Origin of the sequence: Leptospira ainlahdjerensis, assembly GCF_016919175.1 — a bacterium.
GTDB classification, from domain to species: domain Bacteria; phylum Spirochaetota; class Leptospiria; order Leptospirales; family Leptospiraceae; genus Leptospira; species Leptospira ainlahdjerensis.
In genome coordinates this window covers 12,756-27,677 of record NZ_JAFFPU010000011.1, presented here as the reverse complement: position 1 = coordinate 27,677, position 14,922 = coordinate 12,756, and the positions used below count along the sequence as shown (strand labels likewise).

The following is a 14,922-nucleotide window of genomic DNA, read 5'->3' as shown; positions in this document are numbered from 1 at the left end:
CGGATTCAAATTCTCAAAAATTTGAAAAGGATCCGCTTTCAGGATAGAATTTCCTAGAACGGCGGTCTTACAATCAAAATTTCCCGAATTCTTCCGGAGCATAAACCTTTGATCAGCATTCGTAAAATCGTCCTCTATTCTGGAATTTCCGCAGTCCTTTTCGCTTTGATTTGGATTCTTTTTTCTTCCGATGATCCTTCGGAAAGAGAAAAGAAAAATCGAGAAGCGGATAGTTTGGCTCTTCTTTTGGGAGGGGGAGGAAGTTCCTCTTCTTCTTCCGAGTCTTCGGGGGGAAGGACCAATGATTCGATTTTTGATTCTTCTTTTTACAAAGCAGGAAAAGGGGAATATATAGAATCCGAAAAAGGGGAAACCAAAGAATCCGATCCGAACGCGTCCGATCCGGATAATCCTCTCAATCCACAGACAAACAAACCTTATACGAACGAAGAGATGGAACGTTTCGCACAATTGAGAGAACGTTTTCCGAACAATTCCCTCGTTCCTAAAAAGTTAAACGCCGCAGAAAGAGAAGCCAAGAAGCAAGAAGAGAATCAAATCGCCGAGGCCGCAAGAAACGTCTACGCGAAAACCGCCTCTCCTGCTCAGATTCGTTCCTATTACAATCACATGGAAAAACAAACTCAAGATAGAATGGATATCATCAACTATCTTGTGGATCTTCAAAAAGGTTCGGGAGAAGAAGAGACCGAGAAAAAATTACAAAACATCCAAGACTCGATCAAGAATCAGCTCCAACAGGTTCAAAGAGATAAGGAAAACGCTTTCAAACAAGCCGGTTTATAAAACTAAAAAAGTTCAAGCCAACGTCGGTTCTTAATTCTCCGCCGATGTTGGATCGTTTCCTACATTTCGAAAATCAAGTCACCGTCCGAAATTTTATCTCCTCCGGACTTGAAGTCAGATTTCAATCTTCTTTTAAAAAATTATTTTGTCTGAAAAATATTCTATTTTTCTAATGAAATAGGTCGTATCTGAATTCAAATTCTTTTTAACCGACAAGAAATATTCCCTTCTTTTTTATCCGATTTTCCCTATGTTCTTATTAATAAGAAGCTTGACATTTGTATTGCTTAACGTAAAGGAAAATGATTCAATCTTTCGGAGATAAGCTTACAAAATCCGTTTACGACGGATGGTCTCCGAAAGAATATCGCGCCTTGGAAGACGTCGCGAGAAGAAAACTCCGATCTCTCGACTCGGCAAAGATACTTCAGGATTTAAAAAGTCCTCCGGGAAATCGTTTGGAGGCCTTGAAAGAAGATCGAAAGGGAATGTATTCCGTGTGAATCAATGATCAGTGGAGAATTTGTTTTCTCTGGAAGGACAGCGGCCCCCATGAAGTTCAGATCGTTGACTATCACTGATGAGACAAAAAATTACGGGCCTTGTATGAGGTTTATACGATGAAACTAAAAAATCGAAGAGTTTCCAATCCGCATCCCGGAGACGTTTTGAAGTATGATTTTTTGGAACCGATGTCTTTGTCCGCATATCGTTTGTCGAAAGACATTGGCAGTTCGGAAAGTCTCATTTCTCAGATCATCCATCGCAAAAAATCGATCACGCCGGATACGGCGCTTCGACTTGCGAAGTATTTTAAGATGACTCCGGATTTCTGGCTCAACTACCAGATGGCTTTCGATCTCGAAGAACTCGTAAGAATGAATGGAAAAGAATACAATAAAATCAAACCTACCGATTTGAAGGTCGTTTGATCTTAAATTCCAGAACCCTTTTCTTCGGAAAGAATCGGGAATCGAAAACTCGATTTCGGATCGAGTCCGTATTCGTCCAAATGAAACGAAGGGGGAAGTCTTTCTCGTTTCCACTGGTTTCTGTGAAACAACTGAATGTATTTCCGAACACTTTCTTCTAAAAACCCGGATGGAAGTTTTTTAACCTCGGGTTCGTGGGAAAGAAGTTGAACGATCTCCGCGTAACCCGCCCCTCGGACGACGAAGAGTTCTTCGATCTTTTGCAAAAGAGGATAGGGCATTAAATCTTTTTCGTCTTCTTGTTTGTCTTCAAGAGGTTTTAACTCCGCGCTTGGAGGAGACAGAACGATTTCCTTTACCGAAGGAAAGGAAGGAAGAATCGGATCTTTTCCTTCCGCCACAAACCGCATCCATTGTAGAATAAATTCTTTGCTGACACCCGTCAAAGGCGCCACGGAACCGGAAGAATCACCGTCCATGGTCGTATAACCCGCGCTTGCTTCACTTCTGTTTCCAGTAGAAAGAAGCAGATGTCCGTTTAAATTCGCAAGCATCCAAATAATCGGGGAGCGAACCCGGGCTTGAATATTTTGTAGAACCAGATTGTGTTTTGCCCAGTCGAAGGACACTCCCGTTACCCTCGAAATTTTATCCGAAATACTTTTTACTTCCTCGTCGATCGTGAGATCACCGTGGACCGTTTGTAAATCCTTCGCAAGTTCCGCCGCAAGAGTCCTTGTCCTTTCCGAATTATTCTTCGTTGCCTGATAGAGCGTGGATAGAATTTCCTTCTCGGAAATTCCTATTGTCTCAAAGAAATTCTCGCCTAATTCTTGCTTTGCGATCTTTTTCATAGCGGTGACGAGTAACGCACAAGTTGCGCTGTCCGCTCCACCCGAAAGTGAAAGTGTATATCCTCTTGTTTTCGATTGAATCAGATAATCGAATAATCCGAGAGCGACCGCTCTCGTGAAGTCGACGTAAGATTCTTCCTCTTTGGAAAGGGAAGGTTCGGCAATAGAACGCTGAATTTTCGGTTTTCTTTCTTTGAATTGGATTCCAAGATAGATTCGATCGTCTTCTTCGGTTCGGTTTTTCTGGGAGCGGTTTCCCGAAGGTCGAAAGTTTCTAGCGCGATCGGATCTCGAAGCTTCGAAATCGATCTCCGAAGAACAGACCTGAAAATCTCCGAAGAACAAACGTTCCGATTCCGCGACGAGGTTTCCGTTTTGAACGATCAAGGAACCACCTTCAAAGATCAGTCTTCCGGATTCGTTTCCGCAAAGATTGGAAAACAGATACACGTTAGACTCTCTTCTCGAACTCTCCTTGAAGATCTGTCTTCGGATCCTTTGTTTTCCGAAGGCGAAGTGGGAAGCCCCCGGTGAAAGAATCAAATCGGTTCCGGATTCCGAAAGTGTGAGAGAAGGTTTTTGCAAAACCCAAGAATCTTCGCAGATCTCGACTCCGAAGGAAAAATGATCCGTTTCAAAGATCATAGAACCGAAGGGAATCGCCGACCCGTCCGGCGCGACCAAATTCTCCTGAGCTTCTTCTCCTTTTGTAAACCACCTGTTTTCGTAGTGAACTCCGGTCGTAGCAAGATTGGACTTTGGAACGATTCCGGCTATGGCTCCGTTGCAGAGAACCGCCGCGCAATTGAATAGATAAGGATTTTGGAATACAGGCAGACCGACAACGACGATTTTATTTTCGGTAAAGGGAAGAAGTTTGTTTAAAGATTCCCAGGAATCCTTCCAAACTCTCGGAAAAAAAAACGAATCCTCGCATCCGTAACCGGAGATGCAGAGTTCCGGGAATAAGATTAGATCGGAATCTTTTTCTTTCTCCAAAACTTTTTTGATTTTTTCAAGGTTTCCCGAAAAATCTAGGACTCTCGTTTTGAAAGAAACGGAAGTAAGTCTGACTGACTGCATGATTTACAGAATTCAGGCTCGGACTCCTTTTGAAAGTGTTTTTTCCGGTTTTCCAGATTCTTTCCATTTCGGATTCTGGTTAAAAATATTTATTCAAAGAACGAGAACTCTATGAAACAAGATCTTTTGGACCTCATTCGAATTCACGCGTACCGATACTCCGAAGAACCGTTTACCTTAGCTTCCGGAAAACAATCCAGACACTATTTCAACTGTAAGGAAATCACCCTCGTTCCGGATCGTCTGGAGCTTCTCTGCAAATACATCGTGGATGAACACCTTCCTCAAATCGGAATCACAAAACCGGAGGCCTTCGGCGGTCTTACGATGGGCGCGGATCCGATCTGTTATGGGATCAGTTTAGAATTTAGAAAACAAAATAAGAACGTCTATCCGTTGATCATCCGCAAAACCTCCAAAGAACACGGGACCAAAAAGCTGGTCGAAGGCGCCGTTCACGCGGTTAAAAGTTGCGTGATCGTAGACGACGTGATCACGACCGGCGGTTCTACGATCCAGGCGATTCGGAGTCTAAGAGACTCAGGTATCGAGGTCACTCAAGGAATTTGTATTTTGGATCGTCAGGAAGGCGGGATGGAAGCGATTCTTGACGAAGGAGTTCAGATCTTTCCTATATTCAAAAAAAGTGATTTTGGTAATTTAGAACATGCGTGAATTCTTATATGATTCCGCGAGATTTCGCAGGAACCTTCTTCTCCGTTCGGCGGCGGTAATTCTTTTGTATCTTTCCTTTTTGGCCTGGAACTTTCTAAAAGTTCCGGAGGAAGGCAAAACTGACTTCGTGAGAATTTTCGGTTTACTTTCGATCTTTCTCGGATTTCTTCTTTATCGAAATTTTTCGAGACAAATTCGGGTTTTGGAAGGCGCTAAGGTGGAATTGGGACCTAATTCTTTCAAACTTTTTAACTCCAAAGGGCAATCCTTGGAAACGAAACTCAAATCGGTCGTTTCGATCGAAAGGGATATCTTTCGTTCCTACGTCCGTTTTTTGGTTTCGACAAAGGAGGATCAAATTCCAGTTCTCAATCTTTTGGAGCCGGATTTGTTTCAATCGGAACTGGAAAAATATACGGGTAAAAAAACGGTGCTTACCGAAAACGTCGGCGGTTTTTTTCAACCGAAAACTCTTCTGTATTTCATTCCTTCCTTTGCGGTTTTAGCGGCTTCATTTTACAAACCATTCGGAATCAAGATCGAATCCTTTTATCTCGTCGCAAACGTAAACGCGCTCCTTGTGGCGATTTATTTTCCGGAAGACAAGATTCGAATGGCTTTTTCCGCAAAACGGCGCTGGATCTTTCTTCTGGGAGCCCTTTTGATCGCTCAGTGCGCGATGTATTTAAAGTTATTCTAATATTCTAATTTTACAACGTTTGCAAGGAAGGCTTTTTCTCGTTGTGACGTAGATAAAAGATTGCGAACCAAATTTGAGAAATCGATTTTTCGATCCTTGAACGTCAACCGAAGCTGAAATTGTGAATCAGAGAATTTTTGATTTTCCTAGGAGATTGAGTTTTCTCTGAGTGAGTCTCCGAAGTTCGATCATTTCTTCGAGATAGGAAGCGAGCACCATGTCGACGTGGACATTCTTTTCCATTTTCAAAAGACTGTCCCGGACCAAACGGAGTTGTTCGGGTTCGGTTACTTTTCCAGTGATGATCAATTTCCGGATGGTTTCGAATTCGCATTTTCTGAGGTGGACACGAAGTAGGAAGTCGACCGAAAACTTGGAAACCATTCTTCCCCAAGGGCTGTTCGGATTGACGTTGTTTAACTGTTCTTCCATCCGATCCGTTGCCCTCTGAGAAGGAACCGGACTAAAAGAACTGGAGAATGAAGTTCCGGAAGCCGAGTCTTCGGTGATGTCCTTTCCTTCCGTCGGACTGCTTCCTTTGGAAACGAGAATTTCTTCCAGGGCTTGGATTCTAAACTCTTCTAAAAAGTCGTTCGGATTGTTGTTCATCATCCGGATAAACTCTTCGAGCATCACCGCGATGTTTACGATTCTTCCGATCGGGGTATTGTTCAACTCCCGGATTTTGGGAAAAAGCTCCCGGGATATGAGCGAGGGAGATTTTTTTTTGTAGTAAGTCGCCTCGTAAAGACGTTCTAACTTTTTTTCCGCGAAGTATTTAAGATCCGTAAGAATTTTGAGATCGGCATAGGCGTACGCGTCCACACCGGGATCGTTCATCTTGGTCGCCCTTTCTTCCGGAAGTACGATTTTGATGACAAAGATGATTTTTGCTTCTCGAAGGGCCTCTATGATATTGCGAAGATCTTCCGGTTCCCTCGAATAGAGGGCCATCAATTCTTTCATGAACGAGTCCGAAGTGGGGATCTTTTCGTCGTCCTGAAGATTGATCTTTTTGATTTCGGAAGCGATTTCTAAAGCGACATCTGTCAGACTCTTCATAACGGTTGGAACATCCTAATCGAAAGTTCTTTTACAATCAAGTTGGTTTTCATCCGAGTTTCAAACATCTGGAATGAAATCACTCTTGACTGATTCGGAATCCGAGTTTTCGCAGAGTATACAACGGAACAAGGGCGGAGAGAATTCCGAGAAGAGGGGAAAGAATCAGAAAGAACAAAGATACCTCCGGATTGGCCGTAAACTTTAAGGTCCAACCGAAGGCGTTCTTGTTGATGACATAAAGGACGATAGGGGATAAGAGAAACGCAAGAAGAATTCCGAAACAAGTCGAAAGAACCGTGAGAAAGATACTTTCGGTCAGCAAGATCCTTCCGAGTTGTGCGTGATCTGCACCCAGGTATTTAAGAATTCCTAACGTCATTTTTTTTGAGATCAGATTGTGTAGAAGGGATGAAACTAAGGAAATCATCGCGATGATAAACGCGGTGGTCTTAAGCGTGCCCAGAACTCCAAAAACCTTATCCACCCCTTCCGTATAAATTTTTCTGAGTTCCTGCGAGTTTAACAATTTCAGGGACGGATTTTGTATTAATAATTTCGAAATCGCAAGTTCGGCTTCTTTTTCCTTCGCGGGTTCTTTTAGGAATACCTTGATCGAATTGTATCCGCCAAGACCGAAAAAACGATCGTAGTTTTTGATATCCATCATGATCGTTCCCCGTTCCGAGAAAAAATGTTCCTTGATTCCGCGAATCCAAAATTCTTTTTTCCCGAACTTTGTGGAAAGAAGGATCTTATCTCCTACTTCGAAGTTTTGCAGATAAGCCATATTCGAAGAGATGAGAATATCATTCTCCTTGGAGGCGAGTTTTTCGGCTGAATCCGGGCGATCGTATGTGGAAAAAGTATATGCGTGAATTGTAAAATTCCCTCGATCCGTCTCGGCTCTTGTGTTTACGCAGAATCCGTCCAAAGATTGAATTTCCGGAAGCCGGGAAAGTTCGTTTAACAAAAAGAGAGGAACTCCGCCGTGAATTCCAGCCGCGAGATTTTCAGAGTTAATAATCGTGAATTCCGCAGGAAATTCCGAATCCACCCAGTCGTTGAGGGATCTTCGATAACTATCGGTAAGAATGGAAAGGCAAACTACCAAGGATGTTGCGAGCATTAACGTCGCGGAAGTAAGGGTGTTTCTAAGAGGTTGATTTTTGGTTTCTTCCAAACCGATTTTCATAAAAACGAAGGAACGATCCGAACGATCACCTACACAAAAGAAAAAATTCGTAATCACCCGAAAGATCCAGGGAAAACAAAAAGTAATTCCGATCACGATACCTCCGATTCCTAAAAGCCCAGTGATCGGAAATTTCAAACGAATCGGCAAGAAAGCGATACCGATGAACGCGAGGAATATTAAAATTCCGTAAAATACTAACTTTTGCTCGGAAACTCGATCGTTTCCGGAGGACGATTCCCGAAGGATCGTAACGGGAGAAACGTTCCCGGCTCTTATGGAAGAAAAAGCGGCTGAAAGAAACGAGCCCAATACTCCGATTCCGAGGCCCAAGATCCAGATCGAAGAAGGAATAAACTTATAGGTTTTGAGATAAGAAAGATCCGCAGAAGCGGCCTCGGGACTAAAAAAATCAAGCCTAGAAAAAAAGAATCCAAGTCCCATGCCGAGAACGCTTCCTGCGATTCCTAAAAGAAGAGCCTGTGAGACGAACAAAAGAAACGTATGGCCGGCGCTTAAGCCCAAGGTTTTTAGAATTCCCAATTCTTTTTCGCGGGCAAGGTATAAACCTGACATAGTATTAGAAACCATAAAGAAGGCGATGATGAGGGAAATAAAAGAGATCACCAAAAGATTGAGTTGGAAAGAACGAAGCGCGTTTCCCGATTTTTCTCGGATGTCGTCTATCGTTTCAACACGATAGAAATCGCCGAGTTTTTGTTCCAATATTCGTTTCTGAGAAGAGTGGAAAGTGCGCGGTTGAATCAGAAGAAAGCTAACGTTTCCCTGAGTCTCAAAACGTTCGATCGCGGATTCGATGTCCTCGATGAGAAAACTTCCGCCTTCGCTTTCAATGGGTTTAAGATTTTTAAGGATGAAACTTTTGGATTGTGACCGGAGTTTTGTTTCCGATTTGCCGAGTTTTTCGGATAAAGCCCGACTGATATAAATCGATTCCAAATTATCGGAGTCGTTCGGAATTGTAAGAATCTCCGAACCACGGAGTCCTCCGGTTTCTTTTAGAAAGTCCAAACCCAAATATACTGCACGAATTCCGTCTTCGAGGATAACTTCTTTCTGAAAACGGGGGACGATCTTTTCGATCCAATCGAGTTCGGGATCGACTGAAAGTTCCCGGATTACGGTCGAGGGAAGATTTTGATCGCCTTGGGAAGAAGTGATCTTGATCTTAAACTCCCCTTGAAAATATCCCATCGCAAAGTCCGTCAGACTTTTTTCCGCCTTCATTCCGTTAGCCGTTGTGGAAATAAAAAGTCCAACGCCGAGGGATATTCCGGCTAACGCAAAGAACGCGGCGAGTTTGTGACTTCGAAAGTATTCGAATAGGAATAGGATGTAGATTCGAAACGACATCGGAACTTAGACGAGAATACCGTCGGCCATTTTGAGTCTGAATTCTCCGAGAGAACCGAGGTTTTGATCGTGAGTTACGATCAAAAGTGTGAACCTTTCCTTTTTTTGGAGATCCGTCAAAAGACGAATTACTTTTTCCGCATTCTTCGTATCCAAATTTCCAGTCGGTTCGTCCGCAAGAATCAAAGAAGGTTTTTTACAAACGGCTCTCGCGATCGCGACACGTTGTTGTTCTCCTCCGGAGAGTTCGTCCGGTTTGTGTAGGATTCTAGTTTTCAGTCCGACTTTTTCCAAGGCTTCTTTCGCTTTTTCCTGAGCCTGTTTTTTTCCGATCCCGGAAATGTAGAGTGGAACTGCGACGTTCTCCAAAGCGCTCAGATAGGGGAGGAGATGAAAGAATTGAAAGATGATTCCGGTTTCTTCTCTTCTGTATTTTGTGAGTTCTTTTTCGTTCATGGAATGAAGTGGATGGCCGTTCACGAAAATTTCTCCGGAATCGGGTGTGTCGATCCCGGAAAGTATATTCAAAAATGTTGATTTACCAGAACCGGAAGGGCCCATCAGTGTGATGACGGATTCGCTGGGGATATCCAAGTTTAAACCTTTTAAGACAGAGGTTTGGAGTCTTCCGCTTTGATAGGATTTTGTAAGTTGCGAGATGCGGATTCGATTTGGGAAAGATTGGTGGAGAATGGAGTTTGTCATTTCTTATGATCGGACGGACCGGAGATAGAAGAATCGAGATCGTGAAAAGAGAAAGAAGATTTCGATCGGCTCAAAGAAAAAAGAATCCTGCGAACGATTTGCGCGCGTCCCAAAACTGAATCTTACTTTGATAGAAAGAAAAGCTGCAAGATTCAGTCCCGGTTTTGGAAAAAGTTCTTATAATCATGGTTTCGGTTTTTTTTTTAGAAACCTTCCGAATTCCGCCGAAAAGACCGAGGTAAAAACGCCTTGGATTCTCCGCAAAAGCGATTGGGTTCCAAGACGTTTTTAAGAAATGATTCTTCAATGTTTCCGGTTTTAAAATTTCGAAGGACTAACGAGTGATTCTTGCGAGTTCGATTCCGGGGTAGTAGTGTCTGAGAATTTCGACATAGTTGTAGTTCTCTTTTGCCATTCCAAAACTTCCCCATTGACTTAAACCCACTCCGTGTCCGGAACCCATACCTTTGATAAGATATCCGTTTCCTTCTTTTTGAATCCCAAAACGAAGGGAGCGAACCGGTGCACCCAAGGCCTGTCTAAATTCTTTTCCTCGAATTCTTGCGGAACCTTCGCTTCCCACAAACTCCATCAGATCCACACGGCCGGATCCGGTTCTGGATAAAACCTGGATCGATTGGATTTCTCCGATCTTGAGGTTTGGAAATTTGGAAAGGATGAGATCTTGAGAGATCGTTTCCTTCCAATAAAAATTATCTCCGGCCCGGTCGAACTCGGACGCAACCGCCGGAAGATAAGGAATTCTTTTTCCTCCCCAGACGTTTTCCGGAGCTTCCGTCTTACCGCCGCTATTCGAGTGAAAAAAAGCCTGGATCGGAGTTTCTTCGTAGATCGCCATCACTCCCGTCGTGTCTTGCACCGCTTTGGTGGTGGATGGATGTTCTTTTTCCAATCCTCCGTAGACTTGGGAATTGGTCGTCGCTTCCACGTCGTAGAGAGCATTCTTTTTATTTAATATTTCACGAACCGCATAAGTTCTCGCGCATATCGCCTGCGCTTTTAACGCTTCGTTCGGCCAGCTATAAGGAACTTCGGAAGGAACCACCGCGTAGAGATATTCTTCCAGAGGAAGGGAGTTTACGATGAGAGCCGGACCTTGACCTTGTGGAATCACAAAGATCGCACCTCGGACCTTTAAGGATTTGTATTCGAGTGCGTTGCCTTCGCTCGAAAAACGAATCGGCGCTTTCAGACGAGATACGTCGAGAGAGATGAGATCGATTCCTTTTTTGATCAGGAGATCGTTTGCGTCGTAGACCGAGAGAATTCCTTCCCCCCGAATTTGAAGATCACCTTCCGCTTTTCCGATGAGAACCCGGACGTCGTGAACGGAACGACTTTTGTAAGGAGGAGTCCAAGGACGGATGATTACGGTGTTACAACCCGTTTCCCAAAGGATCAAAAAGAGCGAGAAGAATAAAACTAGTTTTCTGGTCATAAAGGATTCCTGGAGATACGTCTATCTCTCTCTTAAATATCGTTGGGAACGTCGAATCCCTGCAGAGATTTTTGGTTTTTTAGGAATCTAAATCGACTTCAGAAGCGCAACCGATTCCAAGTGTGGGGTTTGCGGATAAGGATCGGTTACAAGAATCTTTTGAATTTGGAAGCGATCCTTTAGTTTCCAGAGATCTTCTTTTTGAGAAGAAGGATTGCAGGAAACGTAGAAAAAGGATTCAATCTTAGAATTTTTCAAAACTTCGATGACGAATTCACCCAAACCCGCGCGAGGAGGGTCCGCGATCAGAAGATTTTTTTCTTTTTCTTGAAAGAGTTTTTCCAGACCTTCGATCGCTTTTTTGGAAAAAAGATCTTCTCGAAGATAGGAAAAAGAAATTTCCGGAAAATCGGTTTGCATCTGCTTGCGGGCGATTTCTAAAGAACTTTCGATCGAGTCGATACCCGTGATCTTTTGAAAACGATCCGCAAGAATTCTGCTAAAAAAACCGGAACCGCAAAAAAGATCGATGAGGTGTTCGCAGGATTGAGGAATCTCATTTTGGATAAAATCCAAGATCGGTTGAAAGCCGGTCGGATTCGGTTGAAAGAAAGAATCAAAGGGAACACGAAATTCCTTTCCCGCAACGAGTTCGAGGTAAGAATCTGTTCCTCTTAGAATTTTAATTTCTCCCATCGCCGAAATTTCTCCCTTTCGTCGATTGAAACAGAAGAGAAGATGATCCGCCTTGAGTGAGTTTTTGCAGGCCTCGGCGAATCGGGATTCTTCTTCGGTATTTTTGAATTCTTCCACGAAGGTTAGAATCGACATGAGTTCTTTCGTTTTATTTGCTTTACGAAGTGTTATGTATTTTAAAAATCCAGAATCTTCTCTACGATCGTAGGGAAGTTCCGGAAATTTTTGGATGAGGTTTCGAAATCTTGCGAGTTCTTCGTTGGACTCGTAGCTTTGGATAGAACAGGATTCTAAATCGACGACGTATCGGAAGGAACCGGATTCTCTCTGGCCGACTACAGGTCCCGGAAATACGGAGAAGTCCATTCGATTTCTGTAATGATATGTTTTTTGCGCGGGAACCAAAATCGGAGATACTCCGAAATCTTTTTGATAACTTTGAGAAAGAGAAGAGGTCTTTAGTAAAAACTGCTCTTCATAGGGGATATGTTGAGCCGAACATCCGCCGCAATGTGTAAAAGCAGGACAGGGTGGGATGACGGTTCTAGGAACCTGAGAGACTAACTCCAGTTTTGCGAAGGGTTTCCTTCGTTTCTTTTTAAAAAGTGTGACGTTGTAAAGATCTCCCGGTAAAGAATAGGGGACTTCGATTTGGTTTTTGTCGAAAAGCAGGACTCCGCGGAGATTGGATTTAATGGATTGAACCATACTGTTTCGCGGTTCGAGATCATTCTGCTCTGAATCTGTTGACATTGCTCTTTCCAAAAAATTCAAGATGATAACCTTGTAAACAGTTGTTTTAGAATAGAGGGGCGTATAAAGGATCATTCTTTTCGATTCGATTTAGGGAATCGTAGACTCTGACACGGAAGTTTTTCGATTTCGAATCGAAGGTGGATCCGAAGAGGAGTTTTTAAATAGTCGTTGACTACGGAATCATTTGTAGAATGTTCATTCTGATCTGATCCTTACGAAGTAATTTTTACCTTTTTCTAAAAAAGCTTAAGACGTCTTATGCTTGTGGAGTTTAAAGGAAAAACGAAGACACTTCTGATTCACAAGTCCGATTATTTGATGATATTGAAAAGACGAGACCTACCTTGAAATCAATCTCACGATCGTTCTGTTTTTTTTACTTTTATTTCCTTTTGATTGTACCCATTTCCGCAGGACCAATTTTAGATAAATTATTTCCTCGTCCGCTTAAACTTAACGAACAGAAACAATTGGACGAGGTCTACGAATATGTAAGACAACTCAATCCTGGATCACTGAGAATTCAGTCGAAAACTTATCGAAAAAGGACACAGTTTCAGAATTTTTTTGGTTTTCCATTTTCCGGTCCGGAGCTTCTTCTTTGGCTTCAACGACGAATTCAAAAATTTAGAATCGGGGCAACTGGCCGGTATGTTGCGAATTTCGAGAATGGGGTTGTCTATCTGGATTCTTCCTTTTTTAGTCTTTCCAAGATTGAACAAACGGTTGTTTTGATACACGAAGCAAGACACGGGGATGGAGAATTTCATCATATCGATTGCCCCGAAGGTTTTCCATTTTTAAGCATACGTTCTCCGGAAACTGAATTAGATGGAATGAAAGCTTGTGATGAGCGTGCAGACGGGGCCTATGGATTCAGCGCGGCGTTCCTTTTTGAAATTTTTTCTTTCGGGTTGTATCCTCAGGGGAGCGTTTCGGAAATCGTCGGAATGTACAATTCAGAAATGTTAAGAATCATAGTTCAAAGGTAGGTTTAGTATGTTGTATTTTGATAAGAAATTCAGATTCTTAATTTCTTTTATTCTTTTTTGCGGTCTTGTTTCCTGCGTCGAAAAAAAAACTTTTATTCGTTTGGAAAGACCTTCGGAGGAAAAGGGAAGATTGTATGTAATTCGTCCTATGAATACGGCCCTTGCCATGTGGTCTTACGATTTTCATTTGGAAAAATTCAAAGGTCATTTTAAAAACAACCTAGAGCGCGAAACGATCACATTCTTTGAATTAGAAAATGGACATTTTTTTACGGATGAACTTGAGGAAGGATTTTATCGTTTGAGCCTTCCTTCCAAACCGGGTGTTGAAAAAATATTTAAAATGGATCCGGGAAAAAGAAACTTCTTTCGGTTCCTGATATTCAACGAAAAGAAAATTTCGATTCCCGATTTTTTCATTCAGGAAATATCCGAAGCGGAAGCTTTATCCGATCTACTTGAAAATGATCATTTATATGAAACAAATCCGAAGTAGGTCCGTTAGAAAACGAGGATTAGATGGAAACAAGCCAATAGGAAATCGGAAAGGAAAAACGAAAGCCTCAAATCGATATCCGAGGCTTTCGTTTCTAAAGAAGAATTAGATTTTACAGCTACTTTTTAAAGCAGCGTCTTTTCCAACTTCCGCTTCCAAATTAGAAAGCATGATGCTTGGATTTTTGATCGCTGCAGCAGTAAAGATTTTGGAGAAGTTTTCTTTAGCTACTTCTTTGAATCTTTGAGAATCGCCGGAGCATCCGAAAAGAGTCGCTAAGCTGGAAAGTTTTTCACCTTTTCCCATAGCAATTTCTTGTTCTAAACTTTCGTAGTTCATGTGAACAAAAACTTCTTTTGCTTTGTCGTTGTTTACGATTCCGTCAGAAGTACAGTTGGAAGTTCCGGAAGTGATTCCAAAGCTTTGGTTTCCGTAAATTCCGTTTGTGGTAGCGGCGAAAATTTGAACCGTTCCATTGTCTTTAAAAATCAAAGAACCTAGTCCACAACCTCCCATACCGTATGCAGCTTTTGCAGATAGGTTAGCGGAAATTGCAAAGAAGACTGTGAGCGCAATAAGTAATAATTTCTTCATATTTTTTAGATCTCCCGATTATAAAGTGCAGTTTTTAGAAAGGGATGCATCCCCTTTGATTTCTGATTTTACGGCAGAAAGTAAAAGAGAAGGAGTTGTGTCTTGTTTGATCAAAGACGAAAACTTATCTTTTGTCAATTTACCGAAACGAGAAACGGAACCTGCGTCACAACCAAGAAGTTTTGCAAAAGAGTCTAATTTCTCCCCTTTTCCTAAAGCCATTTCTTGTTCAAGACTTTCGTAGTTTACAGAAATAAACATTTCTTGCGCCTTTTCAACTTTCACAATCCCATCTGCCGTACAATTAGAGGTTCCGGTGGTAATTCCAAAAGTTTGGTTTCCAGAAGTCCCGTTAGTTGTAGAAGCGAAAATTTGAGTAATACCATTTCCGCTGATGATAGTGGATCCAAGTCCGCAACCAGCCATTCCATAACCCTTTGCTTCTACGTTATCCGACATTAGACCGATTCCAGCCAATACTGCTAGGCTAAGAACAGTCGAAACTACTCTTTTCTTCATAATTTAACTCCTATGGAAAAATC

General features: G+C 42.4%; 15 protein-coding genes. 7 read left to right on the top strand and 8 right to left on the bottom strand.

Annotated elements, in window-relative coordinates; translation table 11 throughout:
* Nucleotides 1-108 precede the first annotated feature (108 nt).
* The 3 genes from JWG45_RS02385 to JWG45_RS02375 all read left to right on the top strand — a co-directional run bounded on the left by JWG45_RS02385 (nucleotide 109) and on the right by JWG45_RS02375 (nucleotide 1,739).
* Nucleotides 109-807: an LIC_20245 family lipoprotein gene (locus JWG45_RS02385; RefSeq protein ID WP_205278186.1), complete on the top strand. Its 699-nt coding sequence runs from the start codon at nucleotides 109-111 to the stop codon at nucleotides 805-807.
* Nucleotides 808-1,109: 302 nt separating this feature from the next.
* On the top strand, nucleotides 1,110-1,310 hold the full coding sequence (locus tag JWG45_RS02380) for a type II toxin-antitoxin system RelE/ParE family toxin (protein ID WP_232380475.1): 201 nt from the start codon (nucleotides 1,110-1,112) through the stop codon (nucleotides 1,308-1,310).
* Nucleotides 1,311-1,427: 117 nt separating this feature from the next.
* Nucleotides 1,428-1,739: a HigA family addiction module antitoxin gene (locus tag JWG45_RS02375; protein ID WP_205278185.1), complete on the top strand. Its 312-nt coding sequence runs from the start codon at nucleotides 1,428-1,430 to the stop codon at nucleotides 1,737-1,739.
* Between the two features lie 2 nt (nucleotides 1,740-1,741).
* Here the strand turns inward: JWG45_RS02375 and nadE are convergent, their stop codons facing one another.
* Entirely contained in the window at nucleotides 1,742-3,676 is a 1,935-nt protein-coding gene (gene nadE, locus JWG45_RS02370) for an NAD(+) synthase (RefSeq protein WP_205278184.1), read from the bottom strand.
* Nucleotides 3,677-3,787: 111 nt separating this feature from the next.
* Between nadE and pyrE the strand changes: the two genes are divergently transcribed.
* Together pyrE and JWG45_RS02360 are read left to right on the top strand one after the other, a co-directional pair.
* Entirely contained in the window at nucleotides 3,788-4,351 is a 564-nt protein-coding gene (gene pyrE, locus JWG45_RS02365; RefSeq protein WP_205278183.1) for an orotate phosphoribosyltransferase, read from the top strand.
* Nucleotides 4,344-5,051: a hypothetical protein gene (locus JWG45_RS02360; protein ID WP_205278182.1), complete on the top strand. Its 708-nt coding sequence runs from the start codon at nucleotides 4,344-4,346 to the stop codon at nucleotides 5,049-5,051. The genes pyrE and JWG45_RS02360 overlap by 8 nt, the downstream gene beginning before the upstream one ends.
* Nucleotides 5,052-5,177: 126 nt before the next feature.
* Here the strand turns inward: JWG45_RS02360 and JWG45_RS02355 are convergent, their stop codons facing one another.
* From JWG45_RS02355 to rlmD, 5 genes are all read right to left on the bottom strand, one after another.
* Nucleotides 5,178-6,113, bottom strand: a complete 936-nt coding sequence (locus tag JWG45_RS02355) for a hypothetical protein (protein ID WP_205278181.1) — start codon at nucleotides 6,111-6,113, stop codon at nucleotides 5,178-5,180.
* Between the two features lie 79 nt (nucleotides 6,114-6,192).
* Nucleotides 6,193-8,682 (bottom strand): FtsX-like permease family protein, encoded by a 2,490-nt coding sequence (locus JWG45_RS02350; protein WP_205278180.1) that lies wholly within the window; start codon nucleotides 8,680-8,682, stop codon nucleotides 6,193-6,195.
* 6 nt (nucleotides 8,683-8,688) lie between these two features.
* Nucleotides 8,689-9,387: an ABC transporter ATP-binding protein gene (locus JWG45_RS02345; protein ID WP_205278179.1), complete on the bottom strand. Its 699-nt coding sequence runs from the start codon at nucleotides 9,385-9,387 to the stop codon at nucleotides 8,689-8,691.
* Between the two features lie 334 nt (nucleotides 9,388-9,721).
* Nucleotides 9,722-10,846: a SpoIID/LytB domain-containing protein gene (locus JWG45_RS02340; RefSeq protein ID WP_205278178.1), complete on the bottom strand. Its 1,125-nt coding sequence runs from the start codon at nucleotides 10,844-10,846 to the stop codon at nucleotides 9,722-9,724.
* Between the two features lie 87 nt (nucleotides 10,847-10,933).
* Nucleotides 10,934-12,250, bottom strand: coding sequence for a 23S rRNA (uracil(1939)-C(5))-methyltransferase RlmD (gene rlmD / locus JWG45_RS02335; RefSeq protein WP_408611589.1), 1,317 nt, complete (start codon nucleotides 12,248-12,250; stop codon nucleotides 10,934-10,936).
* A 392-nt stretch (nucleotides 12,251-12,642) separates the two neighbouring features.
* Between rlmD and JWG45_RS02330 the strand changes: the two genes are divergently transcribed.
* Nucleotides 12,643-13,290: a hypothetical protein gene (locus JWG45_RS02330; protein WP_232380474.1), complete on the top strand. Its 648-nt coding sequence runs from the start codon at nucleotides 12,643-12,645 to the stop codon at nucleotides 13,288-13,290.
* A 7-nt stretch (nucleotides 13,291-13,297) separates the two neighbouring features.
* Nucleotides 13,298-13,786, top strand: a complete 489-nt coding sequence (locus JWG45_RS02325; protein WP_205278176.1) for a hypothetical protein — start codon at nucleotides 13,298-13,300, stop codon at nucleotides 13,784-13,786.
* Nucleotides 13,787-13,891: 105 nt separating this feature from the next.
* Here the strand turns inward: JWG45_RS02325 and JWG45_RS02320 are convergent, their stop codons facing one another.
* Nucleotides 13,892-14,380, bottom strand: a complete 489-nt coding sequence (locus tag JWG45_RS02320) for a DUF3015 domain-containing protein (protein WP_205278175.1) — start codon at nucleotides 14,378-14,380, stop codon at nucleotides 13,892-13,894.
* A gap of 18 nt (nucleotides 14,381-14,398) precedes the next feature.
* Complete coding sequence (locus JWG45_RS02315; RefSeq protein WP_205278174.1) at nucleotides 14,399-14,899, bottom strand: DUF3015 domain-containing protein; 501 nt, start codon at nucleotides 14,897-14,899, stop codon at nucleotides 14,399-14,401.
* Nucleotides 14,900-14,922: the final 23 nt, after the last annotated feature.

Bases quoted from the DNA above. Each gene is read 5' to 3' on its own strand.
- JWG45_RS02380 (WP_232380475.1), top strand. From the start codon at position 1,110: ATGATTCAATCTTTCGGAGATAAGCTTACAAAATCCGTTTACGACGGA.
- JWG45_RS02315 (WP_205278174.1), bottom strand. From the start codon at position 14,899: ATGAAGAAAAGAGTAGTTTCGACTGTTCTTAGCCTAGCAGTATTGGCT.
- JWG45_RS02340 (WP_205278178.1), bottom strand. From the start codon at position 10,846: ATGACCAGAAAACTAGTTTTATTCTTCTCGCTCTTTTTGATCCTTTGG.
- JWG45_RS02320 (WP_205278175.1), bottom strand. From the start codon at position 14,380: ATGAAGAAATTATTACTTATTGCGCTCACAGTCTTCTTTGCAATTTCC.
- JWG45_RS02350 (WP_205278180.1), bottom strand. From the start codon at position 8,682: ATGTCGTTTCGAATCTACATCCTATTCCTATTCGAATACTTTCGAAGT.
- JWG45_RS02345 (WP_205278179.1), bottom strand. From the start codon at position 9,387: ATGACAAACTCCATTCTCCACCAATCTTTCCCAAATCGAATCCGCATC.
- rlmD (WP_408611589.1), bottom strand. From the start codon at position 12,250: ATGGTTCAATCCATTAAATCCAATCTCCGCGGAGTCCTGCTTTTCGAC.
- JWG45_RS02355 (WP_205278181.1), bottom strand. From the start codon at position 6,113: ATGAAGAGTCTGACAGATGTCGCTTTAGAAATCGCTTCCGAAATCAAA.
- nadE (WP_205278184.1), bottom strand. From the start codon at position 3,676: ATGCAGTCAGTCAGACTTACTTCCGTTTCTTTCAAAACGAGAGTCCTA.
- JWG45_RS02360 (WP_205278182.1), top strand. From the start codon at position 4,344: ATGCGTGAATTCTTATATGATTCCGCGAGATTTCGCAGGAACCTTCTT.
- pyrE (WP_205278183.1), top strand. From the start codon at position 3,788: ATGAAACAAGATCTTTTGGACCTCATTCGAATTCACGCGTACCGATAC.
- JWG45_RS02325 (WP_205278176.1), top strand. From the start codon at position 13,298: ATGTTGTATTTTGATAAGAAATTCAGATTCTTAATTTCTTTTATTCTT.
- JWG45_RS02375 (WP_205278185.1), top strand. From the start codon at position 1,428: ATGAAACTAAAAAATCGAAGAGTTTCCAATCCGCATCCCGGAGACGTT.